The sequence below is a fragment of the Haloferax massiliensis genome (genome assembly GCF_001368915.1).
Lineage (GTDB): Archaea > Halobacteriota > Halobacteria > Halobacteriales > Haloferacaceae > Haloferax > Haloferax massiliensis.
In genome coordinates, this window is record NZ_CSTE01000002.1 from 699,881 (window position 1) to 723,094 (window position 23,214).

The 23,214-nt window shown below is 62.4% G+C and carries 26 protein-coding genes, 1 tRNA gene and 1 pseudogene; 20 read left to right on the plus strand and 8 right to left on the minus strand.

Going from position 1 to position 23,214, the window contains the following annotated elements; translation table 11 throughout:
* The 4 genes from BN996_RS07535 to BN996_RS07550 form a co-directional block, all read left to right on the plus strand.
* A partial coding sequence (locus BN996_RS07535) for an ABC transporter permease family protein (protein WP_089777972.1) occupies positions 1 to 1,226 on the plus strand: 1,226 nt, incomplete at its 5' end.
* Positions 1,219 to 2,277, plus strand: a complete 1,059-nt coding sequence (locus tag BN996_RS07540; RefSeq protein ID WP_089777974.1) for an ABC transporter permease — start codon at positions 1,219 to 1,221, stop codon at positions 2,275 to 2,277. The genes BN996_RS07535 and BN996_RS07540, both read left to right, overlap by 8 nt.
* A 92-nt stretch (positions 2,278 to 2,369) precedes the next feature.
* On the plus strand, positions 2,370 to 2,714 hold the full coding sequence (locus BN996_RS07545) for a DUF5798 family protein (protein ID WP_042662476.1): 345 nt from the start codon (positions 2,370 to 2,372) through the stop codon (positions 2,712 to 2,714).
* Between the two features lie 200 nt (positions 2,715 to 2,914).
* A complete protein-coding gene (locus BN996_RS07550) occupies positions 2,915 to 3,895 on the plus strand; it encodes a PLP-dependent cysteine synthase family protein (protein WP_089777976.1) in 981 nt (326 codons plus the stop codon).
* Between the two features lie 51 nt (positions 3,896 to 3,946).
* Here BN996_RS07550 and BN996_RS07555 read toward each other — a convergent pair whose 3' ends face one another.
* Complete coding sequence (locus BN996_RS07555; RefSeq protein ID WP_042662491.1) at positions 3,947 to 4,366, minus strand: CoA-binding protein; 420 nt, start codon at positions 4,364 to 4,366, stop codon at positions 3,947 to 3,949.
* Here BN996_RS07555 and BN996_RS20650 point away from each other — a divergent pair.
* Positions 4,359 to 4,481 carry a hypothetical protein gene (locus tag BN996_RS20650; RefSeq protein WP_264371803.1) on the plus strand — a complete coding sequence of 41 codons (123 nt, stop codon included), beginning with the start codon at positions 4,359 to 4,361 and terminating at the stop codon, positions 4,479 to 4,481. The genes BN996_RS07555 and BN996_RS20650 overlap by 8 nt on opposite strands.
* On the opposite strand, the gene BN996_RS07560 is transcribed toward BN996_RS20650, so the two are convergent.
* On the minus strand, positions 4,478 to 5,089 hold the full coding sequence (locus tag BN996_RS07560; RefSeq protein WP_042662478.1) for an RAD55 family ATPase: 612 nt from the start codon (positions 5,087 to 5,089) through the stop codon (positions 4,478 to 4,480). The genes BN996_RS20650 and BN996_RS07560 overlap by 4 nt on opposite strands.
* A 186-nt stretch (positions 5,090 to 5,275) precedes the next feature.
* Positions 5,276 to 6,130, minus strand: a complete 855-nt coding sequence (locus BN996_RS07565) for a geranylgeranylglycerol-phosphate geranylgeranyltransferase (RefSeq protein ID WP_042662479.1) — start codon at positions 6,128 to 6,130, stop codon at positions 5,276 to 5,278.
* 94 nt (positions 6,131 to 6,224) lie between these two features.
* Between BN996_RS07565 and BN996_RS07570 the strand changes: the two genes are divergently transcribed.
* The 11 genes and pseudogenes from BN996_RS07570 to BN996_RS19755 all read left to right on the plus strand — a co-directional run bounded on the left by BN996_RS07570 (position 6,225) and on the right by BN996_RS19755 (position 15,240).
* Positions 6,225 to 6,299, plus strand: a tRNA-Arg gene (locus tag BN996_RS07570).
* Positions 6,300 to 7,177: 878 nt separating this feature from the next.
* Positions 7,178 to 8,896, plus strand: a complete 1,719-nt coding sequence (locus tag BN996_RS07580) for a hypothetical protein (RefSeq protein ID WP_226908716.1) — start codon at positions 7,178 to 7,180, stop codon at positions 8,894 to 8,896.
* A 70-nt stretch (positions 8,897 to 8,966) separates the two neighbouring features.
* Positions 8,967 to 9,335 carry a hypothetical protein gene (locus tag BN996_RS07585; RefSeq protein ID WP_226908717.1) on the plus strand — a complete coding sequence of 123 codons (369 nt, stop codon included), beginning with the start codon at positions 8,967 to 8,969 and terminating at the stop codon, positions 9,333 to 9,335.
* A pseudogene (locus BN996_RS07590) lies at positions 9,335 to 9,733 on the plus strand (hypothetical protein); the annotation flags it as partial. The gene BN996_RS07585 and the pseudogene BN996_RS07590, both read left to right, overlap by 1 nt.
* A 238-nt stretch (positions 9,734 to 9,971) precedes the next feature.
* Positions 9,972 to 11,486, plus strand: coding sequence for an Env/VP5 family phage fusion protein (locus BN996_RS07595; protein WP_226908719.1), 1,515 nt, complete (start codon positions 9,972 to 9,974; stop codon positions 11,484 to 11,486).
* 1 nt (position 11,487) lies between these two features.
* Positions 11,488 to 11,661 (plus strand): hypothetical protein, encoded by a 174-nt coding sequence (locus BN996_RS20065; RefSeq protein WP_167344113.1) that lies wholly within the window; start codon positions 11,488 to 11,490, stop codon positions 11,659 to 11,661.
* A 32-nt stretch (positions 11,662 to 11,693) separates the two neighbouring features.
* The gene (locus BN996_RS07600; RefSeq protein ID WP_089777983.1) at positions 11,694 to 12,284 is read left to right on the plus strand and encodes a DUF8063 family protein; all 591 of its coding nucleotides are present in this window, start codon (positions 11,694 to 11,696) and stop codon (positions 12,282 to 12,284) included.
* A 56-nt stretch (positions 12,285 to 12,340) separates the two neighbouring features.
* Positions 12,341 to 13,288, plus strand: a complete 948-nt coding sequence (locus BN996_RS20495; protein ID WP_394326168.1) for a DUF8125 domain-containing protein — start codon at positions 12,341 to 12,343, stop codon at positions 13,286 to 13,288.
* Positions 13,285 to 13,674 carry a hypothetical protein gene (locus BN996_RS07610; RefSeq protein ID WP_004043508.1) on the plus strand — a complete coding sequence of 130 codons (390 nt, stop codon included), beginning with the start codon at positions 13,285 to 13,287 and terminating at the stop codon, positions 13,672 to 13,674. The genes BN996_RS20495 and BN996_RS07610 overlap by 4 nt, the downstream gene beginning before the upstream one ends.
* Positions 13,671 to 14,648: a hypothetical protein gene (locus tag BN996_RS07615; RefSeq protein WP_089777985.1), complete on the plus strand. Its 978-nt coding sequence runs from the start codon at positions 13,671 to 13,673 to the stop codon at positions 14,646 to 14,648. The genes BN996_RS07610 and BN996_RS07615 overlap by 4 nt, the downstream gene beginning before the upstream one ends.
* 49 nt (positions 14,649 to 14,697) lie before the next feature.
* Complete coding sequence (locus tag BN996_RS19755; protein WP_139043114.1) at positions 14,698 to 15,240, plus strand: hypothetical protein; 543 nt, start codon at positions 14,698 to 14,700, stop codon at positions 15,238 to 15,240.
* Positions 15,241 to 15,328: 88 nt separating this feature from the next.
* On the opposite strand, the gene BN996_RS07620 is transcribed toward BN996_RS19755, so the two are convergent.
* On the minus strand, positions 15,329 to 15,607 hold the full coding sequence (locus BN996_RS07620; RefSeq protein ID WP_226908721.1) for a winged helix-turn-helix domain-containing protein: 279 nt from the start codon (positions 15,605 to 15,607) through the stop codon (positions 15,329 to 15,331).
* A 672-nt stretch (positions 15,608 to 16,279) separates the two neighbouring features.
* On the opposite strand from BN996_RS07620, the gene BN996_RS07625 reads away from it, so the two are divergent.
* The 4 genes from BN996_RS07625 (at position 16,280) to BN996_RS07640 (ending at position 20,014) form a co-directional block, all read left to right on the plus strand.
* Positions 16,280 to 17,326: a tyrosine-type recombinase/integrase gene (locus BN996_RS07625; RefSeq protein ID WP_089777987.1), complete on the plus strand. Its 1,047-nt coding sequence runs from the start codon at positions 16,280 to 16,282 to the stop codon at positions 17,324 to 17,326.
* A 193-nt stretch (positions 17,327 to 17,519) separates the two neighbouring features.
* Positions 17,520 to 17,702 (plus strand): hypothetical protein, encoded by a 183-nt coding sequence (locus BN996_RS20070; RefSeq protein ID WP_167344100.1) that lies wholly within the window; start codon positions 17,520 to 17,522, stop codon positions 17,700 to 17,702.
* 153 nt (positions 17,703 to 17,855) lie between these two features.
* The gene (locus tag BN996_RS07635) at positions 17,856 to 18,596 is read left to right on the plus strand and encodes a PaeR7I family type II restriction endonuclease (protein ID WP_089777988.1); all 741 of its coding nucleotides are present in this window, start codon (positions 17,856 to 17,858) and stop codon (positions 18,594 to 18,596) included.
* 53 nt (positions 18,597 to 18,649) lie between these two features.
* Complete coding sequence (locus BN996_RS07640; protein WP_089777990.1) at positions 18,650 to 20,014, plus strand: Eco57I restriction-modification methylase domain-containing protein; 1,365 nt, start codon at positions 18,650 to 18,652, stop codon at positions 20,012 to 20,014.
* A gap of 139 nt (positions 20,015 to 20,153) precedes the next feature.
* Here BN996_RS07640 and BN996_RS07645 read toward each other — a convergent pair whose 3' ends face one another.
* The 4 genes from BN996_RS07645 to BN996_RS07660 form a co-directional block, all read right to left on the minus strand.
* On the minus strand, positions 20,154 to 20,537 hold the full coding sequence (locus BN996_RS07645; protein ID WP_042662485.1) for a DUF2255 family protein: 384 nt from the start codon (positions 20,535 to 20,537) through the stop codon (positions 20,154 to 20,156).
* 263 nt (positions 20,538 to 20,800) lie between these two features.
* Positions 20,801 to 21,751: an NADP-dependent oxidoreductase gene (locus BN996_RS07650; protein WP_089777992.1), complete on the minus strand. Its 951-nt coding sequence runs from the start codon at positions 21,749 to 21,751 to the stop codon at positions 20,801 to 20,803.
* Between the two features lie 197 nt (positions 21,752 to 21,948).
* Positions 21,949 to 22,356 (minus strand): (R)-mandelonitrile lyase, encoded by a 408-nt coding sequence (locus BN996_RS07655; RefSeq protein ID WP_167344114.1) that lies wholly within the window; start codon positions 22,354 to 22,356, stop codon positions 21,949 to 21,951.
* 122 nt (positions 22,357 to 22,478) lie between these two features.
* Positions 22,479 to 23,156: a helix-turn-helix domain-containing protein gene (locus BN996_RS07660; RefSeq protein ID WP_089777996.1), complete on the minus strand. Its 678-nt coding sequence runs from the start codon at positions 23,154 to 23,156 to the stop codon at positions 22,479 to 22,481.
* Positions 23,157 to 23,214 lie beyond the last annotated feature (58 nt).

The window sequence follows — 23,214 nt, forward strand, 5'->3', positions numbered from 1 at the left end:
GCGGCGTCGACGCCCCGTCGCTCGGCGGGATGGCGGGCCTCTTCGGCGGCGACACCAGCGGGTCGCCGGCGAGCATCAGCCCGCCGTTCCCCTTTGCCTCGCTCGTCCTCGCGTTCGCCTTCCTCGTGCCGATGAACTTCGTGATTCAGGCGTACGGGTCGAGCATTCTCAACGAGCGCATCAACCGCCGCGGCGAACTGCTCCTCGTCGCGCCCATCTCGCCGGGCGACATCGTCGCCGGCAAGACGCTCCCGTACCTGCTCGGCACGGTCGCTATCACCGTCGCCATCGCGGCGGCGGTCGGCGGGGGCGTCGTCTCGGTGGCCGCGGTCGTTCCCGTCGGCCTGCTGTTCCTCGCGTCGACGTTCGTCGGCGCGATGTTCGCCCGCTCGTTCAAGGAACTCACGTTCGTCACGGTGACGGTGTCGGTGTTCCTGACGACGTACACGTTCGTCCCGGCCATCTTCACGAACATCACGCCCATCGCCCTCATCTCGCCGCTGACGCTCGTCGTCCGCGACCTCGCGGGCGAGTCGATTCCGCTCGGCGAGTTCCTGTTTTCGGTCGGGCCGATTCTCCTCGCCGCGGGCGTGCTGTTCCTCCTCGGCGTCGGCGTCTACCGCGAAGAGGACATGTTCACCCAGCGACCGGTCCCGCTGAAGTTCCTCGACGCGCTCGACAGCCGCATCTCGCGGGCGCGCTCCGTGGCGACCCTGTCGGCGCTGTCGATTCCGTTCGTCTTCATCGCCGAACTGCTGGCCATCGCGGTGCTTTTCGTCCTCCCCATCGACCTGACCGTCCCGCTGGTGCTGGTCGCGGTCGCGGTCGTCGAGGAGTTAGCCAAGAGCCTCCACGTCCTCGCCGCCTTCGAGAAGGCGCGGTTTTCCCGGACGCTCCGGTCGTCGCTCGTCCTCGGCGGGCTCTCGGGGCTCGGCTTCTTCGTCGGCGAGAAGTTCACCGCCATCGCCCAACTCGCCGGGTTGCAGTCTCTCACCCTCGGACAGACCGCCTTCGCGCCCTCCGGCGTCGGCATCGCCGACGGGACCGGCGTGAGCGCCCTCGTCGTCCTCGGCCTGTTCCTCGCGCCGCTGGCGCTCCACGCGGTGACCGCCAGCGTGACCGCCCTCGGGGCGAGTCGCGGGCGCTCGGCCTACGGCGTCGCGCTCGTGGGTGCAATCGCCATTCACCTCGTCTACAACCTCCAGGTGGTGAGCGCCCTTGGGTAACCCGCGATTCGCCATCGCCCGCCGCGAACTCGGCAGTCTCCGCAAGGAAAAGACCATCGTGCTGGCGCTGGCCATCCAGCTGTTCGTCGCGGCGTTCTCGTCGTTCCTCGTCGTCGGGCTCGTCTCGCTGTACGACCCCGGTTCGGCGAGCTATCAGGTGGACGTGGCCGTCACGGGCGACGAGGAGGCGGTCGAGGACCTGCTGCGCGCCGTCGGAACCGAAGACGGACTCAGCGGGCGGCCGTACGCCTCCTCGTCGGACGCGCTGACGGCGTTCCAACAGCGGGAGGTCGATGCCGTCTTAGAGGCGTCCACGGGCGAGGACGGCAGGATACGAGTCGCGGCGGTCGCGCCCGACTCGGGGGTGGAGACGACGGCGGTCGTCGTCCGCCTCCGCGACGCGCTCCGCGAACTGGAGCGCACCGAGCGCGCGGAGCGGAGCGCGTACCTCGCCACGGACCCGCTTTCCCTCCCGCCGGCGGCGGAGTCGAGCCCGTACTTCGGCTTCACCTACACGGTGCTCGTTCCGCTGCTGCTGTTCCTGCCCGTGTTCATCTCCGGGTCGCTGGTGGTCGATTCGCTCGCCGAGGAGGTCGCCCGCGGGACGCTCGAACTCCTGCGGGTCGCGCCCGTGAGCTTCGCAGCCGTCGTGGACGGAAAGCTCCTCGCGGCCGGCGGGCTGGCCCCGGTGCAGGCTGTCGCGTGGATGCTCCTCCTCCAACTGAACGGGTCGACTATCGAGAGCGTCCCGTGGCTGTTCGGCATGGTCGCCGGGCTCTCGGCGGTCGTCGTCACCCTCGGCGCGGCGGTGGCGATTACCTCGCCCGACCGCCGGGTGGCACAGCTCCTGTACTCCATCGGCGTGCTCCTCGTCTTCGCGGGCACGTCGCTTCTGCCGCTGAACCCCGCGAACACGGCCGCGCGACTGGCGCTCGGAACCGCGGGCGTCGGCGCGAAGGCCGCCGTCGCGGGGCTGGTCTTCGTCGGCGTCGTCGCGCTCGTGGGCCTCCGAATCCTCGTCGACCGCGTGGACCCGAACGAACTCGGCTGAGGCTGTCGTCCCCGTTTTCCGCCCCCCGCGCGTTCGGGCTCCGCCGACACCGCACCGGAAGTCGTACAAGCCCCGAGTCCGAGAGGCGACACATGCCACTCGGAGGAACCGCGAAGAAGCTCCAGAAGGTCGCAGAGATGGCCGAAGACGTGTACAAGAAGCTCAACGAACTGCGCGAGCAGGTCGTCGAGGTCCGCGAGACGGTCAACGAGACGAAGTCGCGCGTCGACCGGCTCGAAGCCGAGAACGCCGAACAGCGGGCGATTCTCGAAGCCATCGCGGAGGAACAGGGCGTCGACCTCGACGCCGCGATCGCGCAGGCGCACATCTCCGAGGCCGAGGAGGACGCGGCCGGAGACGAGACTGAGACCGTCGCCGACGCCGCGTCTGAGTCCGACGCCGCCACGTCGAGCGACGCCGCCACCGACGAGGCGTAACCCGACCCAACACCCGTCTCCGTTCCCGTCTGTATCTTCGTCGCTCTCCGCGCTCTTTCGGTCTCGCACTACCGCGCACAGCCTCGGCCTCCCGAGAGGACCGTCTTCGGCCGGCACGAAACACCCCGACGGGGGCCCGGCCCTCGACGGGCGACAACGGGATGAAAACGTTCAGGGTACGGGGCAACTTTTGCCCAGGTATGACCACGCACCGCGAACCCCTCGACTCGGTGCTCGACGCCGTCGGCGAGACGCCGCTCGTCAGAGTCCACGCGTCGCCCGACGAGGTGCCCGTCTACGCGAAGCTCGAATCGTTCAACCCGGGCGCGAGCGTCAAGGACCGCATCGGGAAGTACATGCTCGAACGGATGCTCGAATCGGGCGAACTCCCCGAGGGCGGAACCATCGTCGAGCCGACCGCCGGCAACACCGGCATCGGCTTCGCCGTCGCGGCCGGGCAGCTCGGCATCCGCGCGGTGTTCGTCGTCCCCGAGCGGTTCAGCGTGGAAAAGCAGACGCTCATGCGCGCGCTCGGAGCCGACGTGGTGAACACGCCCACCGCCGACGGGATGGGCGGCGCTATCGACCGCGCGCACAAGCTCGCCGACGAACTCGACGACGCCGTCGTCCCCCAGCAGTTCTCCAACCCGCTCAACCCCGAGGCGCACTACGAGACGACCGCGCCCGAGATTTACGACGCGCTCGACGGCGAGGTCGGCGCGCTCGTCGCCGGCTGCGGCACCGCGGGCACGCTCATGGGAGTGGCGCGCTACGGCCGCGAGCGCAACGAAGACACGTTCGTCACCGCGGTCGAACCCGAGGGGTCGCTCTACGCCCGACTCCACGGCCGCGACGTGGCGGAGGCGTCGTACAAGACCGAGGGCATCGGCACGCACGACCCCGCGACCAACGAGCTGTTCGACCCCGAACTGGTGGACGAAATCGTCCAAATCGGCGACCGCGACACCCACGCCGAGATGCAGCGCCTCGCCGCGGAGGAGGGTCACCTCGTCGCGTCGAGCGCCGCCGCCAACTCGCTGGCCGCAATCGACGTGGCCGAGCGCGCCGCCGCCGGCGACATCGACCTCCCGCACGACGCCGTCGTCACGGTCTTTCCCGACTCCTCGGAGCGATACCTCTCGAAGGACGTCTACGGCGACTTCGAGTCGTGGGAAGGCTAGCGGAGACCGCCTCGAAGCCGGTCCCGGTCGATTCGCCGCGTCGCCGCCCGCTCAGGCGAGCCGCGAGTGCTCGACCTTGAAGCACCGGTCCTGAACGAACGAGAGCCCCGCCTCCTCGGCGCGGGCGGCCGCGTCGTCGTCGCGGATGCCGAGCTGGAGCCAGACCGCCTTCACGTCGCCCCGGTCGGCCGCGCGGTCGATTGCGGCGTCGACGATGTCGCCCGCCTCCTCGGACGGTCGGAACACGTCGACGATATCGACGTCTTCGTCCACGTCGGCGAGCGAGTCGTACGCCGTCTCGCCGAGAATCTCGTCGTGGAACGGGTTGATGGGGACGACGCGGTAGCCCTGTCTCTGTATGTACGACGGGACGTCGTGGGCAGGCTTTCCGGGCGTGGCCGAACAGCCGACGACCGCGACGGTCTCGGCGTCGAACAGCGCGCGGATGTCGTCGTCGCTGGTGATGGGCATACCTACGACGTGGCCGGCTTCGGATAAAAACGTCAGGCGGCTGTGCGACGCGGCCGCCGTCTCGACGCCCACAGTCGTCGTCTCGGCGGTCGCCGACGCGAGCGGAGCCGACTAGTGGTCGGCGATGCGGATGTCCGGCGGCGCGTCCTCGTGGGTCGTGATGATGCCGTCGAACAGCTGTTTGATGGTGTTCATCGTCCGGTCGTCGTGGGCGTCGGCGTCGATGGTGAACAGGCCGAGGCCGCCCACGCTCTGGATGCGGCCGGTGAACACGTGGAGGAACCTGAAGACGGTCTGGAGGTCGGCGTACATCAGGAGCGTCGACAGCGAGTGGAGCATGATGCGGTTCCCCGGAAGTCCACGGCCCTGGTAGTACTCCTGGAGAATCTCCGAGAGTTTGATTCCGATTCCGGTCATGTCGACCGGCGACGACGTGTAGCGGATTCGCTCGTCGTCGCGGACCTCGCCGACGCCCTGCTGTTTCGTGACGCAGTCGACGACCGCGACGGGTTTGCCCTCGTAGTCGAGTCGCTTGCCGAAGTCCGAGAGGATGCGGTCCGCGCCGTCTTTGGTGGTGACGATGACGGAGCCCTCGCCGGTTCGCGTCCCCTCCGCGAGGATGTCGAGCGCCAGCGAGCGCTTCCCGGTCAACGGCGGTCCGACGAGGAGGAGGTTCGTGCCCGGTTCGACCTCGACGTCGAGATCAGCGCCCAGGTTATACATGCAGGTACCTCGGCTCGATGTCGTCGACTCCGAGGAATGCACTCGCCTGACGCTTCCGCTCGCCGGGGGTCATCGGATAGTACGACCATACAGTGAGCCGGTAATATTCTTTTTGATTGGAGGATCGAACACTTCCGGTTCGTCGGGGTGTTCCCCGGGAACTGACCGGTCGCTCAGCCCCGGTGTTTATAAAAGTCCCCTCGCCGGTCCCATCGCCCGTCCGAGGATGAACGCGAACGCCGCGAGGAACATCCCGTGTTTGAGTCGACGCTGGGCCGCGGCGGGGTCACTGAACGACCGGGCGGCGGCGACGAGCATGAGCGCGTCGGCGGGGACGACCGCACCGAGGTACGCCAGTCCGAACTCGCCCCAGACGAACGGCACCGCGCTCGCGCCGACGGCGACCGCGAGGACGGCCGCACCCAGCCACAGCGACGCCGCCTCGCCGACAACGATGGGGAGTGTCCGGAGCCCCTCGGCTCTGTCGCCGTCGATGTCTTCGACGTCTTTGACGATTTCGCGGGTCAGCGTCGCCAGCGCGGCGAGCACGCAGAGGACGGCCGCGCCCAACGGCTCGCCGATGGCTGCGCCGCCGAACAGGAACGTCGAGCCGGTGAGCGCGGCGACGACGACGTTGCCGACGCCGGGGAGGCCCTTGAAGAACTCCGTGTACGCGAGGAGCGCGACGAGATTGACCACGGCGATGGCGATGGCGACGACCGGCAGCACGAGCGCCGAGACGACCGCGCCGCCGAACAGCGCGACGCTGAACCACTTGGCTTCGGCGGCGCTCACCGCCCCGCGAGGAATCGGCCGGTCGGGCCGGTTGATGCGGTCGATTTCGCGGTCGAAGTAGTCATTGATAGCGTTACCCGCTCCCGTGGCGAACACGGTGGCGAGCATCGCTGCGACGACGACGACCGCGTCGCTGGGGGTCGCCCCCGCGACGAACGCCCCGGTGAACGTGAGCACGCCCGCGGCGACGGCGTTTCCCGGTCGGGTGAGTTCGACGAACCCGCGCGCCCGCGCTCCGAGAGACATACCCCGTACTGTTCGGAGGTCGGGTATAAATCGCGCGGAGTCGCCGCCTCGAATCAATCCATTTAAAACAATCCACGACTGACGAAGTTGTGTAGGGCGCTTAGCTCAGTCTGGACAGAGTGCTTGGCTTCGGACCAAGTTGCCGTGGGTTCAAATCCTGCAGCGCCCATCCAAAATTTGGGGCCTTCGAGGCCGAAATTAAAAGGCCGAGAGACGGCTCCACGCCGTCGATATCGGCCAAATCGGGCGTTTCTCAAAATCGGCGAGAAAATTATTCCCTCAGCTCCCATGCAACGGGTCGCCGCCGTCGGGCGAAATTAGAAGCCAAGAGGGGTGCATGATAGATGTCTCACGTTCGTCGCGAGAGACATCTATGGCGGTACGTCGAGTACCGGTGTGGGAGCTGTCACGAGTGGTGTCTCGTCGATCACTCGACGCGCGCGGCGAAGATGCGCGAGTGCAAAGACTGCGCGCGCATCCCCGCCATCGAGGACGAGATTCGGGACCATCGTCTCACCTCGCTGTTGTGGGCACACCAACTGGCCGCAGAAACCACCGCAAGGACCGGAACAGCGGAGGGCGGGTCCCAGTCCGCCCGGAGCGGCCGGAAGCAGGGGCTTGCCCCTGACCCGGAAGCCGGTCCGCATGAGGCACACCAACTGGCCGCAGAAACCACCGCAAGGACCGGAACAGCGGAGGGCGGGTCCCAGTCCGCCCGGAGCGGCCGGAAGCAGGGGCTTGCCCCTGACCCGGAAGCCGGTCCGCATGAGGCCGGCGGCCGCCGGCCGAAAACGAGCGGCGGTAAGGCCCAGTGCCGTCTGAGCGATTTCATCCGCACAGACGGGGGTAACGGTGAGTAGCGAGGGCACCCCCGCATCCGGCGGGCACGACTCACCAGCCGACGGTGTGGCCTCTCGGCCTTCCAAGGAGACTAACTCTGTAGAGCTCTCTACCACCGATTCTCCAGCAGAGGATAACTACGACGAACGAGTCCACGAACGCGTACTGGAGTTCACCGAGAAATACCCCGAACTGGCCGAAACGCCGGTGTGCGAAACACACGGTCGAAAGCTCCGGCGCATCGTGACCGAAGCGGACTGGCGCGATACGTACGTAGAGGCAGAGGACCCGATGGAAAACGGGTTCTACGTGACGGAGTTGGAGAAACGCCGCGCGGCGACGTGGGCGGACGCGTTGAGCGCGTTTCTCACCTCGCACGTCGACTACAAAGGACTGCTCGCGCGCTTCGCGAACGACGACGGCGATGAGTTCGAACTCCCGCTGACCGACGCGTGGGGCGAGACGTACTCGCGCAAGCAGTACGCTCGCGCGCTCGCGCTCCAGCGACAGATGGGCGGCGGTGAACGACCGTCCGGCGGCGAAGCAGTCGCGGCGTGGGGCTCGCCCGCGACCGCGATGCTCACGTTCACCGCGTCGTCGGTGCCGAACGGGGAGCGACTGCCGCCAGTCGAACACACCGACGCGCTCCACGACGCGTTTTCGTACGATGGCGTGCGCGACACACTCCGCAACACGATGGAGTATCATCTCGGCCTCGACGCCGACGAGTGGGGTTACTGGCTCCAAGCAGAACCGCACGGAATGGGTGGCGACGGAAGCGGAATGAACGCGTGCTACTCGCATCTGCACGTAGGCGTCTACTTCGATGCGGCTGACCTCGACCTCGAAGCGGTCGGCCCGGAGTTTGAACGGGTGATAGACAAACACGTCGCGGAGTGCGAATACGCCTCGTTTAGCGCCCACGACTACAGAAATACGGACTACTTGAACGACTCCGACGGGTGCATCTCGCTGAACGCCGGCGTCGAAAACATGGGTTCGTACCTTGCCGCGTACATGGGTGGCTACACGGAGGAACTGCTGGACAAGCCGGTCGAATACCTCGCGTGGGGTGCAATCTACTGGTCAGCGGCTCGACGCCGAACCTCGCGGTCGAAAATCGTCACTGAAGCGATCAAAGCGGACGCGTGCGAACAGCGTGCGGAGTCCAGCGAGTCGAACCAGACCGACGCGCACGGCGAGGCCGTCGTGTGGAACGACGGCCGCGGCCCCGACGTAGTGTGCGCGTGCTGTAACTCCGGCTGGGCTATCGACCAGGAACGGCTCGACGAACCGGTTCCTGACGACGACCTCGCCGGCGCCCTCGCGGATGGCGGCGAGCCGGACGCCTCGCGTTCGGAACGCTCGTTGGCTGAACGCTGGCCGAGCGCCAAAGCGGCAGTGAGCGTCGGTGAATCGCCGACAAAGACGCGGATACGGAAGCGTGTCGAAACGGAACTGAAGTACAGCGACGAGACGCCTTCGGTGGCGTCGATGCTCGGTCGGAACATGATTGACCCGAAGCATGCCGAGTTCGTCGAATCGGTTATGAACGGGGAGGACAACTCAGAACCGGAATCGTTCCGCCGTGCATCGCTTTCGTCTGAGTGGCGACTGGAAGCGATTATCGACCGCGACGGCGAGGAGCACCTGCCCGGAGGCGGCGGCGTTGATATGGCCCCGCTGAAGCTCCCACTCCAGCGGGTGCTGCAAGAGACGCGGCTTCAACACGACCTACAGAAGGGCGAGATGTGGCGCTGCACGGAGTGTAACTTCGGTATTTACAACAAACACCAGATGGCCCGGCACTTGGTCGAAGGCCACGGCCTCGACCGCCCGGAGAGTGCCGACCACGTCCTGCACGTAGAGGATTACTTCGACAAAGACCGCGAGTGTATGCGGCACCCGGCAAGAGAGGATGAGTAACCGTGTTTCAGACTACTTTCACTAGAGTCAGTTTTAGGTTTAATATTAAAATTGCTAATATCTAGTTGCAATGGCATCCGAACCAATGTCGTTCGACGACTTCGAAGAAACGCAAGTCGAAGACGACTACGACGACGGAGTAGAGGAAATCAAGTTCGAAGTCGACGAGCCGGTCATCGGCGTTATCGTCGACATCGACCGCGACGTGGGACCGAACGAAAACGACGTAATCCATCTCGCCCGCGGCGGCGACCTCGGCGACCGCGTGAAGTTCTGGTCGAACGGCCAGATTCGCCGGACCATCGACAAGAAGGGTCTCGGCAACGGGAGCTGGCTCGCGGTCAAGAAGACCGCCGAGACGCGGACGTACGAAATCGAGCATGACGACGGCTCGACTGAAGAACGCGAGTACCACGTCTTCGACGTGAGGGGCGAGTAATGGCGTCGCGCTACTCGCAGGGCCTCGGTGGCCTCGCGTCGGACTACGCGATGCTTCGGACCATCCCGGCGCTCCTGTCGGTCGTGTTCGTTGCAACGGGCCTGTACGCCTTCGGCGGCATCTCCGACATCACCATCACGTGGCTGTCGTCCTACACGCTGACGAGCGAGCACGCGACGCTCGGCGGCATCCTCGTGTACGCGGTGGCGTTCATGTCGAGCGAGACGAAGTCGCTCGAACACTACGAGTACTGGGAGATGGCGTTCATCGTCGCGTCGCCTGCTGTCATCCTCGGCTGGCAGTACGTGACCGAAATCAAGGACCTCCTGCTCGGACTGGGCGACCCGCTGGGCGCGCAAGTCGCGTTCCTGATTACGGTCGTCGGCTGGGCGGTCGCCTGCTGTCATCCTCGGCTGGCAGTACGTGACCGAAATCAAGGACCTCCTGCTCGGACTGGGCGACCCGCTGGGCGCGCAAGTCGCGTTCCTGATTACGGTCGTCGGCTGGGCGGTCGCCGTGAGGTAACCCGACCATGACACTTCCTTTCGGCCTCACCAGACTGGAAGCGACTGCGACGCTCGGCTACCTCGCCGCGTGTCTCGGTGCAACTGCGTTCATCATCACGGGAGGTCTCTGATGCGCGAGTTCGCTCGACGCGGGCTCGCTGTCCTGTTTGCTGTCCTGCTCGTGACAGCAGGTGCTTCGGGTCCAGTGTCCGCGACGCTCGGGTTCCAAGACTGCGATGTCTCCGATTCCGCGATATCGGCGTTCATCAACAGTCTGATTAACCCGAACGGCGACGAGTGTCGGTTCAATCCGACCGACTCGACGCTCGACCTCGACGGGACGCAAGACAAGGTAGAGTTGTACTCTGCGGCGTCGGCTGAGAAGACGGCGCTTGAGTCGTACAACACGGCGATGGACAACTACCTGAACGACACGGAGTCCGTCGCGTGGATGAAAGCGCAGGTTGCTGTCGCTGAGGCGTACGAGGACGGTAAGACGAAAGAGCAGGCGCGTATCGACGCGAGACAGGCGATTGCTGACTACTACGCTGTCAAGCAGAAGAACGACATTGCGCGGTGGAATGCGACCGTCTCGGCGGCTGAGATGAGCATCGAAGAACGCTCCGAGTCGGAGCCGATCAACAACTCGTCTTACGTCACGAAAGACGACTTCGCACAAGTCGATAGCGAGAGTAGCTGGTCTGTCTCGAAGACCTACGAAGGCGTGAACACGTCGTCGGTGACTCTCGTCAATGATTCGTCTGCTGACGTGCTCGCCTACAACTACACTATCGGAGATGGTTACAACAGCGTCAACACGTACGAGACGTACTACGTGACTCCGGCTCGGCACGAGTGGTTACAGATAGACGGGAACTTCGGCTGGGGTTTCCGCGGCTGGGATATCGCCGCGCCGAACAGCAACTACGATTCGATGACCTTCATCGAACACCAGTCGTTTACGGACCGCTGGAACCGCTACGAGACGAAGAACGACGACCTCCAAGCGGAGGCCGGTAACTTCGTGAATGCGACGTACGACGACTTCGCGGCTGGAAATATCAATTCGTCCGACGTGATTTCGGCGAACACGGCGATGTTTGAGTACGGCACCCAGTCGGGTTCCGACTCGACCTCGCTGTACGACTCGACGGCGGCGCTGGCTCTGATGGGCTTCGACGTGCCCGATATGCAGTCGTCTGGACTGATGAACGTCACCGACCAGTCTGGAACGGCGAATATCACGTATCAGGGTCTCGTGATGGCTCGGTCCGCGCCTAACGGGTCGTGGTCGGTCAACACGACCTACGACGCCTCGACCATCGACGGCCCGGTGTTCATCGCGACCGCGACCGGCGAGAAGGTCGACCTCGACGGCAATTTCACCATCACCGAGATGACTGCCCGCGACGGGTCTTCGGTGCAGTCGCAGAACACGACGACGTACGTGTACAAAACGACGAACACGAGCGAGTTCGTCACCATGACGAACGAGCTCGAAACCCTCCGTCAGGAGATTGAAGAACGCGAGCAGTCGAGTGGCGGTTCCGGTGGCTCCGGTGGCCTCGACTCGCAGATGCTCGGTATCGCCCTGCTGGTCGGTGCGGCCGCAGTGCTACTCATCCAGCGGGAGGGCAACGAGTAGGATGTTCGTTTTCCTGCTGAAGCGGCTCCCAATCGGAACCATCGCTGGCGTGGTCATCATCGCTGGTGCCCTGCAACTCCTCGGTGTTGACCTCATCGGGATGGGTTCGAACCTCCTGCTCGACCTGCTCGGCGTACCCGACTGGTCGGGCGACTGGTTCGGGTCGCTGTTGTAACGCTTGCCAACCTTCCTGCCCCACCCCTTCGTATGACTCGAATACACACCATCATACTCGTCAGTTGTATCGCTCTGCTGTTCGCTGTCCCCGGCACAGTCGCCGCCCAAGAGACCGCGACCGCGTCTGCTCCGACAGAGACGACGACAGCCGCGGCTCCGCCCACGGCTTCGGAGTCGTCGAACGAAACGGCGTACTTCGGCGACGTGGCCGGCGACCGCGCCGTGCGAATCGTCTCCGCTGAGTACCGCGACGGCACTGCCGTGCTCGTGCTCGAATCGGACCTGCCGCGGACGGTCACCGTGACCGCGCCGACCGGCTCGACCTCGGCCGGTGCCGCCGCCGGGAATCTGGTCAGCCGACCGATTCCCCCCGGACGGACGACGATTCGAATCGACTCGCCCGAACCGCGAGTGACTATCGTTACGTCGTACTCCATCGAGAACGGCCAATACACGGAAATCCGGTTCGAGGACGGCTCGGCGCTCATCGCCGGTCCGTTCACCGGAACGGACGTGCGAGACGCGGCTATCGGTGGCGCGTTCGGCACGTCGTTCGGTGCGCTCCTGATAATCGTCCGGCGGCGCTTCGGCCTCCACCGTGGCATGGAGCGTGTCGCATGAGCGACGACGCCGAAAGCTCAGCTGAGGCTCAGCGGGAAACTCCCGACGAACCAGAGATGGGCGCGGCCTCGACGACGGTCGCGCCGGACCGCGACGCCGGTCGGCTCGTGACAGCGTTCGTGTGGGTGATGCGCTACGGCGTTCACCTCGCTGTCGCTGGCTCGCTGTTGCTCGTCGGGCTCGTGCTCGTCTTCGACGTGCGCGTCCCTCGCTCGCTCCAAATCATCGGCCTGACGGCTGGCCTCTCGGCGGTCATCGCCGGGCGCTGGGTCGGCGGGCAGGCCGTCGACCTGATGGGCGGCCCGCAGATGATGTGGCTCGTTGACCTCGACCTGCTCGACCGCGACGGCGCGGGTGTCTACACCTGCCCGACGCCGCGGTGGTCCGAGTGGACAGTCGTCGACGGCCAACTGTGGTGGGCGACGCCGAACCTCGCGTTCGGCCGCGGCGTCGACCTCGACGCCCGCGAAGTCGCCGGGACGTGGGTCGGCTCGCTACCCGACCCGGTGCTGGCGCGGGCACTCGAATATCTCCGGTACAACCGCAAGCAGTTGGAACCGAAGGCCCGGAAGGGCGAATCGCTCGAAATCAACTCCTTCGCTATCGTCCGAGCGGCGGCGGTCAAGACCGTGAAACACGTCGTGCGGACGTTCGAGAAAGGCGCGCTCGAATACCTCCGGTACAACCGCAAGCAGTTGGAACCGAAGGCCCGGAAGGGCGAATCGCTCGAAATCAACTCCTTCGCTATCGTCCGAGCGGCGGCGGTCAAGACCGTGAAACACGTCGTGCGGACGTTCGAGAAAGGCGCGTTACCGGACGACGGCGACGCGCTCCACGCAGAGATTGATAGCGTGCTCGAAGACTTCGACCTGGACGGCTCGGATTCCATCTTCGACGAGGACCCGACCGAGTGGGCACCAGGTGACGGCGACCCGGCACCGGACCCGCTGGCCGACCTCGACCAGCGGCGGAAGCAACACGCGGCCAACGGTGAATCAGAATGAAACTCGAACTCGAACTTTCGACGCGCGAACAGTACATCATCGCCCTCTCGCTGTCGGTTGGCATCGTCGCTGGCCTGTGGTTCGGTATCCTGATGATACCGCCGCGGGCGCTCGACGTGCCGATGCGCTTCCTCGACGACGGCGCGGTGTCTGCGTCGTACTACCCGGTGACGAACACACACCTGTTCGTATCGGCGGCCCTGCCGCTGGCGACGGCGTACCTCGTGCGGAACCACGCGCGGGACGACGGGACGGACGACGCGGACGAGCTCATGCCTGACCGCTCCGACGGTGACGGAGATGGGCGCGACTCCGCTCACGACCTCGACGGCAGTTCGACCAGCGAGTTCGGCCCGCATCCCCTCGACGGAGGTGAATCCGCGTGACCGACGAACGACTGCTGACGGCGGCGAAGCTGTACGAACAGGTGCGCGGGCGCATCGACGGCGACCACAGACTACTCGACCACGCGGGACTGCCGGTCTCGAAGGGCGACCACGCGAACCTGTCGTTCCTGAACTCGCTCGACCTCACCGACGACGACGAACTGGCCGACTCGTTCGCAGAAACCTCGCTGGGCAGGCTCGTCGATTCGTCGCTTCGGACCCAAGCCGCGACCCGCGCGGTGCAGTCGTCGCACGCGACCGCGCTTTCGTACCTCGTCGGCGTGACCCAGCAGGACCTCGACGCCAGTTCGCTGACGCTCCCGCTTCGGCTCGTCGACGAGCTGGAGAACGGTGGCGGTCTCACGACGATCACCGGCGCGGGGAACCCGAACACGGGCAAGACGAACACGATGTTCCTGCTGAACGGCGACCTCGCGCGGGCGCACTTCGGCGATGACCTGCTGGTCATCTCGAACGTGGGGACGTGGGACGGCGCGGACATCGTGGTGCGGTCGATGTACGACCTCATGGACGTACTGCTGACCCACCGCGAACGGCCGAAGACCGTCACTATCGACGAAGGCTCGACGCACTTCGACGCCCGGACGTTCAGCCGCGAAGTGGCGTCCCAGTGGACGCCCGCGATTAAGCGGTTTTCGAAGCTCGGCGTCGAGTCCGTCGGCGTGGTGAGCCACACGGGGAAGGACGTGCATCCCGAACAGAAACGGCTCTCGACGCTGTCGTTCTACAAAGAGGCGCAGGACGAAGTGACGTTCTACCGCGACTGGGACGCCGATTCAGACTCGCCCGATGGTGAGCTGTTCGGCGGCTCGCTCGTGAACCTCGAACCTACGCTGGAAAAGTACGACCCGGACGACGCCGCGCCGTGGGCGTGGAATCTGCCGAGTGATCTGTTTCAGGAGCAGTTCGAGGACTGGAGCGAGTTTCATGAGATTCTTCGATGCAGTAACTAGTGTGCCTTCCCATTAGTTATTTAGTTGTGTGGAAAATATATAGGTATGTATGAGTGAGATAACTCACACCACAGTTAGGACAGAGATTGATAATGGTCAACAAATACTCATAGTTCATGCGGAAAAGTCATACATTGTAGAATTTAAACGACCACTTGGAGAAGATAGTCCATTCACATTCACGGATAGTGTCATTAAACCAGATGACTCTAGTAAGAATGAACATGAAGAGGCAATTCGGAACATAAAAAAAGAACTAATTAACCAAGGTTATCCTGTTTTCGCTGAAGATGTGGGGCTAAAATCTCTGGAGTCTGGTATTCTGAAGGTTAACGAAACAGAAGAAATACTCTACTCCTGTCAAAATACTATTGAGGTTTCTAAGGATGAATCATCTGACCCACAAGTGTTGGTGAAAAACAAAGATTCTGGAGATATTTTTGAGTTTGTGGTCCGTGTCGATAATGGTAACCTGCCACCAAATTGGTGTTTAATTGACCTCGTACTAATGGTGAATAATGACTACTTGAATGAATCCCAACCTGATATTCCATATTCCGATTCAGTAACATTCGAAATATCTCGTAATTAAATACCCACCTGACACGAACCGTCATAACCCACTTTACAACCCAGCCACCCACCCGCCCCCTTTACGGGTAAGGGTGGTGGGTGCTTGCTCACTCGCTGTTCTCTAACTCGGCGGCGTCGATCTCCCCGGCGAGATAGGCGCGACCTCGTTCGGAAAGTCGGTAAATCGCTCGCTCCTCGTCGTGGTACTCAACCAGCTCGTGGTCAAGGAGTGTCCCAAGGTGTTCGCGGACGGTTGTCCGTGCATAATCGGTGTTCTCTGCAATCAGGGCTGGCGTAAGAACGAGTTCGTCGTTCCCCTCGTTCTGCAGTCGCTCCAGTATCGACCTGTCCGCAGGCGTCATCCAGTCGGCAAGAGGAACGCGCATGGATTACAACTACATTGATATAGTAAATCTATTTTCATCACTACGAACTTCGTATTAATTTGTATCTAAAACCTCCAGAGTTGTGGGTAAGTGTTAAGTCACTCACCCACAGTTCTGTTGGTATCGGAAGCTACACGCGATGTTGACTGTTGTTCAGTCGGCGTCAGAAAGCGGACCCAGCGCTGGCACGCTGGCCCGCGGTGGCTCCCGTAACCGAGGTACGGAAGCATGTTTGCCTACACGACTCGGGCTATTGAAGCCCCACGACGAACGGCTGTTGATAGACTGACAGAAAGCGGCTTCACTTTCGCTCAAACGTACACTTTCACTCCGGGGCCATGGCTCAGTACTTTAATTAGCCCCCTCGAATGGATTACCCGGCTGACGGTCCCTTTCGAGGATGCTCACCCTACCAAAGCCAGCACCCTCGACCCGGACCGCGGCCTCACAATGGAAGCCATGAATCAGTTATCGCACCGCGGTTGTAAGCGTAGCGAATGGACCGGAAGTGAACCCGATTCGGGGGTGATTCGATGAGTAAGCTCACCCTACCAAAGCCAGCACCCTCGACCCGGACCGCGGCCTCACAATGGAAGCCATGAATCAGTTATCGCACCGCGGTTGTAAGCGTAGCGAATGGACCGGAAGTGAACCCGATTCGGGGGTGATTCGATGAGTAAGCTCGAATCGCTCGAACCTGCTCGCGCGGTCCGAATGTACCTGGAGGCCCGCCAGGACGAACTCGCGGACTGGACGTTGAAGTCCCACAAGTACCGACTCCGTGCGTTCGTCGAGTGGTGCGAAGAAGCGGGCGTCGACGACCTGACCGAGCTCGACGGCCGGGACCTCTACGAGTTCCGCGTCTGGAGGCGCGAAGGAAACTTCGGTGCGGAGGACGGCGAGACGCCGGAGGAGATCGCGCCGGTCACGCTCAAATCACAGCTCACTACGCTTCGGGCGTTCCTCCGGTTCGCGGCGAACATCCACGCGGTTCCCGAGGACTTCTACGAGCGGGTGCCGCTACCGAAGCTGTCCGGGACGGACGACGTGAGTGATTCGACGCTCGAACCGGACCGGGCAACTGACATCCTCGAATATCTCCACCGCTACCACTACGCTTCCCGGCGGCACGTCGAATTCGCGTTGCTGTGGGAGACGGGCGCGCGGATGGGCGCGATTCGTGGCCTCGACCTGCGTGACCTCGACCTCGACGGCCGGACGCCGGTCGTCCGGTACAAGCACCGGCCCGACCAGGGCACGCCCATCAAGAACGGCGAGAAAGGAGAGCGGTTCAACTCGGTGTCTGACCGGGTGGGCACGATGTTACAGGCGTACATCGACGGCCCGCGCGTCGACGCGACCGACGAGTTCGGTCGGAAGCCGCTACTGACGACTTCTCACGGGCGCGTCTCGGCGAGTACGATTCGGCAGGACGTGTACGTGGTCACTCGCCCGTGCTGGCTGAATCAGGGTTGCCCGCACAATCGAGACATCGAGACGTGCGAGGCGGTGGAGCTGAATCACGTCAGTACGTGTCCGTCTTCTCGGTCTCCCCACGACGTTCGGAAGGGCGTGGTTACGCTCTATCGGCGGGAGGAAGTGCCGCGTCGGGTGGTGTCTGACCGCCTCGACGCGAGCGACTTGGTGCTCGATAAGCACTATGACCGCCGTGGAGAGCGTGAGCGGGCCGAACAGCGGCGGAATCACCTCCCGTGGTAGAACAATGAGTGTTCGACATATCCGAACGCGAGAGGTGGTTTATATACCCCGTTCACGGAACCCCTGCAGCGCCCATGATTCTTCCGCGAACAACGTGAGCGGAGACCCATCTCCGCGACGGAGTTGAACTAGCGAGCGAGTGCGATTCAAATCCAGCCGCGCCTATCATGAACTCCGGTTTTTCGTGGCGCGATTGAAACGCCGAGAGACAGATCCCGACGCTGTCTCCGAGGACACACAGGACGAAGTGACGTTCCACCGCGACTGGGACGCCGATTCAGACTCGCTCGATGAGGAGTTGTTCGGCGGTTCGCTCGCGAACCTCGAACCGACGCTGGAGGCGTACGACCCGGACGACGCCGCGCCGTGGGCGTAGAACCTGCTGAGTGATCTGTTTTAGGAGCAGTTCGAGAGTTGGGAAGAGTTCCACGAGTTGCGTTTGTCTCAGAGTTCTACGGAGTAGCCAAACCTCCTGACTATCTGAGTTAACACCAGTACATATACTAATGGCACGTCGTCATTCTATCTCATGTTCGAAGATCTCGATTCGCGGGTTTCAGATGTTGTCCAACACTACTATATGACGCTATCTGGACAAGCTGAAGAACACGAGAAGTCTGATAACGTTGCTCATGGGCGACGCCCAGAGGTTCTTGGTGGCCAGCAAATGAATGGGTTCGCGGGACTGGTTGAGGAGCTACTAGTCGAGGCTGGCGTTCCCCGCGATGCTGTAAAGCACGACTATCATGCAACACTACCAGGATATTACCGACACGAGAAGGAGTGGGATACTGCAGTTGTCTATAACGGCAACCTTCTGGCAGCCATTGAGTACAAGTCACAAGGTAGCTCGATTGGCAACAATCTGAATAACCGTGCTGAAGAGGTCATTGGGAATAATACCGACATACTCAAAGCGTACGAAGAGGGTCTATTTGAACCATCACCCGCCCCGTGGATTGGTTACCTTATGTTATTTGTAGACGATGACGAGTCTAGAAAAACACGGTCTCTCCGAGAACCAAATTTCCCTGCAGATGACGAGTTCCAAAATGCAGGATATATTGACAGGATGGAACTGCTTTGTCTTCGGATGCTACGTCAAAGGCTCGTTGATGGTGCGACATTCCTCTTGAGTAACGAAGACATAGGGATAAATGGCGAATACCGAGAACCGAACGAAGAACTCGAATTCGAACGTTTTGCTCGATCACTTGTCTCTCATGTACAGGCCCATATCGACCACGAGCAAGATACATTGTTCGACTGAGATCTACTCGAGTTTTATATAGTTTTAACTTCGATTATCTAGTAACTCTTGGTATGAAAGGCCACGTTCCTACGCCACATGACCTGGCTGAAAAAATAGTCCAACGTTTATTTCGAGATAGACAGCCTACGAAGAGTGACCGGATACTCTATCCTGGGTGTGGGACAGGACCTTTCGCTGCAGTTGTTGAGCAGGTTTGTGAATCAGAGGGTTGGGGCCTTCCAGACGGGCTTGCTATTGAGACGAATCCAGAGCACTTGGATGCTGCACGAAATCGCGGCCTTGAGCACGTTGAGTTTGTCGAACAAGATTATCTTGGACCTCAGATGCTTGAGTCGGAGACGTTTGATTTCATTGTAGGCAATCCACCGTATGTTCCCATTGAAGGTCTCTCGGGTGAAGAAAAGAACCGCTACAAAGAGGAGTTCTCGACTGCAGTCGGTCGATTCGACCTCTATCTATTATTCTACGAACGCTCTTTGGAACTACTATCTTCCGGTGGTGTTCTCTCTTTTATCACACCAGAAAAGTTCGAGTACGTCGATGCTGCTGAACCACTTAGACGGCTGCTCACCTCTGATAACTTCCACGTCGAAGATGTCGTTCATATCGACGAAGATTCGTTCTCGGGGTTGGTCACGTTCCCCTGTATTACGACAATTCGGCGTACGGAAACTGGACCCACCCATGTGAAACTAAGGGATGGATCTACTCATACAACCGCGCTCCCAGAAGATGGTGAGAGTTGGGCCGCTTCAGTAAGAGGTGCTGACCTCGAGGATCTGGAAACTGGTACAACCCTCGGTGATGTCACGGTTCGTATCTCACCCGGAATGGCGACCGGTGCTGATTCTGTATTCGTCGCTGACCGTCAGGACGTTCCTGCACAACTCGTTCCAGATTGGATTTATCCTACTGTCTCTGGCCGTCAATTGAGATCAAATGACGGGCCGTACACGGATTCAGTGTTCATCTGTCCCTATCAAGAAGACGGGACGCTGCCAGACGAAGACGAACTTGGTGCCTTTGGTGACTGGGCCGAGCTTCACCGAGAACGCCTCGAAGACCGTTCTTGTGTGAAAAAGACTGGAAAGAGATGGTATGCGTGGCATGAAAATCCACCGATGCAGGACCTGTTACAGCCAAAGATAGTATTCAAGGACATCGCTAAAGAACCACGCTTCTGGGCGGAGAAAAAGGGAACTGTTGTCCCAAAACACAGTGTGTACTATCTAATCCCGAAGGAAGACGTACCCTTCGACGAGCTGCTTGAATATCTGAATAGTCCCAAGGCACGGCTGTGGATGGAATCTAACTGTCAGAAGGCAGCAAATGGGTTCTACCGCCTACAAAGCCGTGTTCTCCGTGACCTACCTGTACCAGCAGAGTGGTCAGAGACGTACCAAGCAACGTTGTGAATTAAAAAGCCGTTTCGAATTAACCTATCCATCCACCGCACCCTTTACGGGGCGCTCGCTCACTCGCTGTTCTCTACTTCGCCGTTGACGAGCTCGCTACTGCGACAAAAAGTCAGTAGCTGTAACTCCGCGAGAACGGTCAGTCGCCTTGTTCCCTCGGCACGACCCGGACCGTCGCCGAGCGCGCGCGGTCGCTAATCATCGCGCTCAGATACGAACTCCCCTCGTACTTCTCTCGGTAGGCGTCGTCGATGCGGTCGTTTATCGGTCCGTCGACCGCCTCGAAGGCGACCGCTTTGGTCTCGTCGTTGACTTCGATTCGCCCCGCGTTCTCCCGGACGGCGGCCTGATACCAACTGGAGTCTCGGCCGTTGTAGGCGCGCACGTACAGACCGTCGTCGACGCGAACGGACCAGACTCGGGTCGGCGTGCCGTACGTCTCGCCGTCCTCGCGGAACGGCGCGACGTACAGGTCGTTGGGGGCCGCGATTTCGCGCAGTTCGGCGTCGTCCCACGCGGTCATCGGCGAACCTCCTCGTCTGTCCCACAGCGGCGGAGACGGGAACGGTGGGCGCTCGCACCCACCCGTCGCTGTTCGCGTGCAGTGGTCGCCCTGCGACAGCAGTCGGCTCTTTTTCCCGCGGGTCGAATCGGTCTCGTCGCCATGACTAGGATAACGACGGTAAATCGCTTGAGGGTACTGCTGTACGAAAAGCCCGTTTAAATAGCCGTCCGGGGATCAGAACGCGTCGATGACGGGCGACATCGACACGCGACCGCGACGAGTTAGTTCGACGCGGACTCGTCGTCGCCGGGCGTGAGGATAATCTTCCCGCGGGCGTGTTTCTCCTCGCTCAGTCGGTGGGCCTCCCGCGCTTCGGAGAGCGGCAACACCGTGTCGAGCGTCACCGAGACGGTGCCGTCTGCGAGTAGTTCGGTGATGGCTTCGAACCAGTCTCCGTTCCAGCGGACGTTCGTCATGATCGCTTCGACGCCCTGTTCGTCCGCCAGTTCCTGTTGCTCGGGGGTCGGCGGGCTCGGGAGCTTGTCGATGACACCGCCTTCCTTCAGGGTTTCGAGGGACTGGTCGAACGTCTCTCCGCCGACGCCGTCGATCACTCCGTCGACCGGGTCGAGCACTTCTTCGAAGCGCTGCTCGCGGTAGTTGACGAACTCGTCGACGCCGAGCTCTCGGAGGTACTCCTCGTTCGATCCCGAGGCGGTGCCGATGACGTGGAGGTCCCGCTCCCGTGCGAACTGGACGGCGAAGTGACCCACACCGCCGGCCGCGGCGTGGATGAGAACGCGGTCGCCGGCGTCTACATCGACCGCCTCTAGTGCCTGCCACGCGGTCAGCGCCGCCATCGGGACGCCGGCCGCTTCCTCGAAGCTGAGCGACGCCGGTTTCCGCACGAGCTCGTCTTCCGGCGCGGTGACGGCTTCGGCGTACGTGCCGCCGCCGTACTCGAACTCGACGAGACCGAACACCTCGTCGCCGCCCTCCAGGTCGCTCACGTCGGAACCGACAGCGTCGACGACGCCGGCGGCGTCCCAACCGACCATCCACGGGAGTTCGTCGCGCTCGACGAGGCCTTTCCGCGTCATCCAGTCGACCGGGTTCACGCCGGCGGCGCGCACCCGCACGCGCACTTCGTCGGGGGCCGGTTCCGGCTCGTCTACGTCTTCGTACCGGAGGACATCCGGGCTACCGTACTCGTGAATACGTACTGCTTTCATGGGTGGGACGTACCTCAATGGAGGCGCAGAAGCTCCCTGAACTCGGCGCTATCTACAAAGTAGATTTAAATACTGACGCGTGTCGTCCGCCACCCGGGCGGCCACCGCGCGGCTCCGAGACGGCGGCCGGGTCGCAAACGAGCCGCCGGTGGCGGAGTTAGGGCTGGGCCGGGTTCAGTTTCGGTCGCGGCGGTAGGTTAGCGCTCCGACGCCGGGCCGTACTCCTCGTCGCTGACGTGTTCTAACCAGGAGACGGCCTCGCCGTCCTGTTCTTCCTGGATGGCGATGTGAGTCATCGCGTTTTCGGGCGTCGCGCCGTGCCAGTGCTTTTCGCCCGGCGGGAACCAGACCACGTCGCCCGCGCGAATCTGTTTGATCTCTCCGCCTTCGCGTTGCACGAGGCCGCACCCGCTCGTCACGATTAGTCGCTGGCCGAGGGGGTGTGTGTGCCACGCGGTGCGAGCGCCCGGCTCGAACGTGACGCTCGCCGCGGCCGCGCGGGCCTCCCCCTGGGCGTCGAACAGGGGATCGATTCGGGTGTCTCCCGTGAAGTATTCCTCGGGTCCTTCGACGGACGGGTTCGTACCGGCTTCGGTGATATCCATGATTGTCTCCACCCCTCAGTCGGGTGTCGTACGACTTGGTTTCGATGCTATCTAGAAGGGACGTTTAAATGCGGTCGTCAGTTCGGCGTTCCGGCCGTCAGCACACGAAGACAGACTCGCCGTTATCTGCTGACCGTGTTGACCTGCGCCTGCGAGCCGAGCGCGGAGGTGAGAAGCTGACGCTCGCCGCGGCGGAGGAGACTCGACATCGACGGTTGCGAGATGTCCATCTCCTGGGCGAGCTCTTCGGTCGAAACCTGCCGCGGGCTCTCGTAGTACCCCCGAGAGATTGCGAGCGTCAACGCCTCCTGTTGGCGGTCGGTCAGCCCGTACTGCGATGACTCGTCGCGTTCCCGCGGGTTCTGCGTGATGGAGATGAGCTCGATGGAGATGCCGTACTCCTCACAGCGGGTCCGCATCCCGTTGAACGCGTTGTAGTTCTGAAAGAGCTTCTTTTCGTACCACCCCTCCGGCGTGACGACCGTCCGCTCCATCTGGGTCGCGGTGAACCGCTCGGGGGCGAACGCTTCCGAGACGACGTCGTCGAGTTCGATAGTGGTCTGGAAGACGTCTTTGCCGCTCGCGCGGCCGAGCGCGTCGGCCGCGACGACTTCGTCGAACGCGAGGAGGTCGGCTTCGGACACGCCCGCGTCGGGCTCGACGTAGACCATGAAGACGCGGGAGTTCCCCTCGTGACAGAGCCCGTGTACGCACTCGATTTGGTTCGACGGGACCGATTGTGCGAGACTGACGAACGGCAGGGCAGACGAGCGAATAACGATCTCTGTAGTGATAGTCACGAGACCGAAATAGGCTCTGTTCGAAGATAACTGTCCGGGTGTGTCCCGGTTGGGACCG

Coding starts and splice junctions, on each gene's coding strand:
- BN996_RS07550 (WP_089777976.1), top strand. CDS start 2,915: ATGACCACGCACCGCGAACCCCTCGACTCGGTGCTCGACGCCGTCGGC.
- BN996_RS07645 (WP_042662485.1), bottom strand. CDS start 20,537: ATGACCGCGTGGGACGACGCCGAACTGCGCGAAATCGCGGCCCCCAAC.
- BN996_RS07650 (WP_089777992.1), bottom strand. CDS start 21,751: ATGAAAGCAGTACGTATTCACGAGTACGGTAGCCCGGATGTCCTCCGG.
- BN996_RS07585 (WP_226908717.1), top strand. CDS start 8,967: ATGGCATCCGAACCAATGTCGTTCGACGACTTCGAAGAAACGCAAGTC.
- BN996_RS07610 (WP_004043508.1), top strand. CDS start 13,285: ATGAAACTCGAACTCGAACTTTCGACGCGCGAACAGTACATCATCGCC.
- BN996_RS07640 (WP_089777990.1), top strand. CDS start 18,650: ATGAAAGGCCACGTTCCTACGCCACATGACCTGGCTGAAAAAATAGTC.
- BN996_RS07620 (WP_226908721.1), bottom strand. CDS start 15,607: ATGCGCGTTCCTCTTGCCGACTGGATGACGCCTGCGGACAGGTCGATA.
- BN996_RS20065 (WP_167344113.1), top strand. CDS start 11,488: ATGTTCGTTTTCCTGCTGAAGCGGCTCCCAATCGGAACCATCGCTGGC.
- BN996_RS07555 (WP_042662491.1), bottom strand. CDS start 4,366: ATGCCCATCACCAGCGACGACGACATCCGCGCGCTGTTCGACGCCGAG.
- BN996_RS07600 (WP_089777983.1), top strand. CDS start 11,694: ATGACTCGAATACACACCATCATACTCGTCAGTTGTATCGCTCTGCTG.
- BN996_RS07595 (WP_226908719.1), top strand. CDS start 9,972: ATGCGCGAGTTCGCTCGACGCGGGCTCGCTGTCCTGTTTGCTGTCCTG.
- BN996_RS07635 (WP_089777988.1), top strand. CDS start 17,856: ATGTTCGAAGATCTCGATTCGCGGGTTTCAGATGTTGTCCAACACTAC.
- BN996_RS20650 (WP_264371803.1), top strand. CDS start 4,359: ATGGGCATACCTACGACGTGGCCGGCTTCGGATAAAAACGTCAGGCGG.
- BN996_RS07565 (WP_042662479.1), bottom strand. CDS start 6,130: ATGTCTCTCGGAGCGCGGGCGCGCGGGTTCGTCGAACTCACCCGACCG.
- BN996_RS07625 (WP_089777987.1), top strand. CDS start 16,280: ATGAGTAAGCTCGAATCGCTCGAACCTGCTCGCGCGGTCCGAATGTAC.
- BN996_RS07545 (WP_042662476.1), top strand. CDS start 2,370: ATGCCACTCGGAGGAACCGCGAAGAAGCTCCAGAAGGTCGCAGAGATG.
- BN996_RS19755 (WP_139043114.1), top strand. CDS start 14,698: ATGAGTGAGATAACTCACACCACAGTTAGGACAGAGATTGATAATGGT.
- BN996_RS07560 (WP_042662478.1), bottom strand. CDS start 5,089: ATGTATAACCTGGGCGCTGATCTCGACGTCGAGGTCGAACCGGGCACG.
- BN996_RS07655 (WP_167344114.1), bottom strand. CDS start 22,356: ATGGATATCACCGAAGCCGGTACGAACCCGTCCGTCGAAGGACCCGAG.
- BN996_RS20495 (WP_394326168.1), top strand. CDS start 12,341: ATGGGCGCGGCCTCGACGACGGTCGCGCCGGACCGCGACGCCGGTCGG.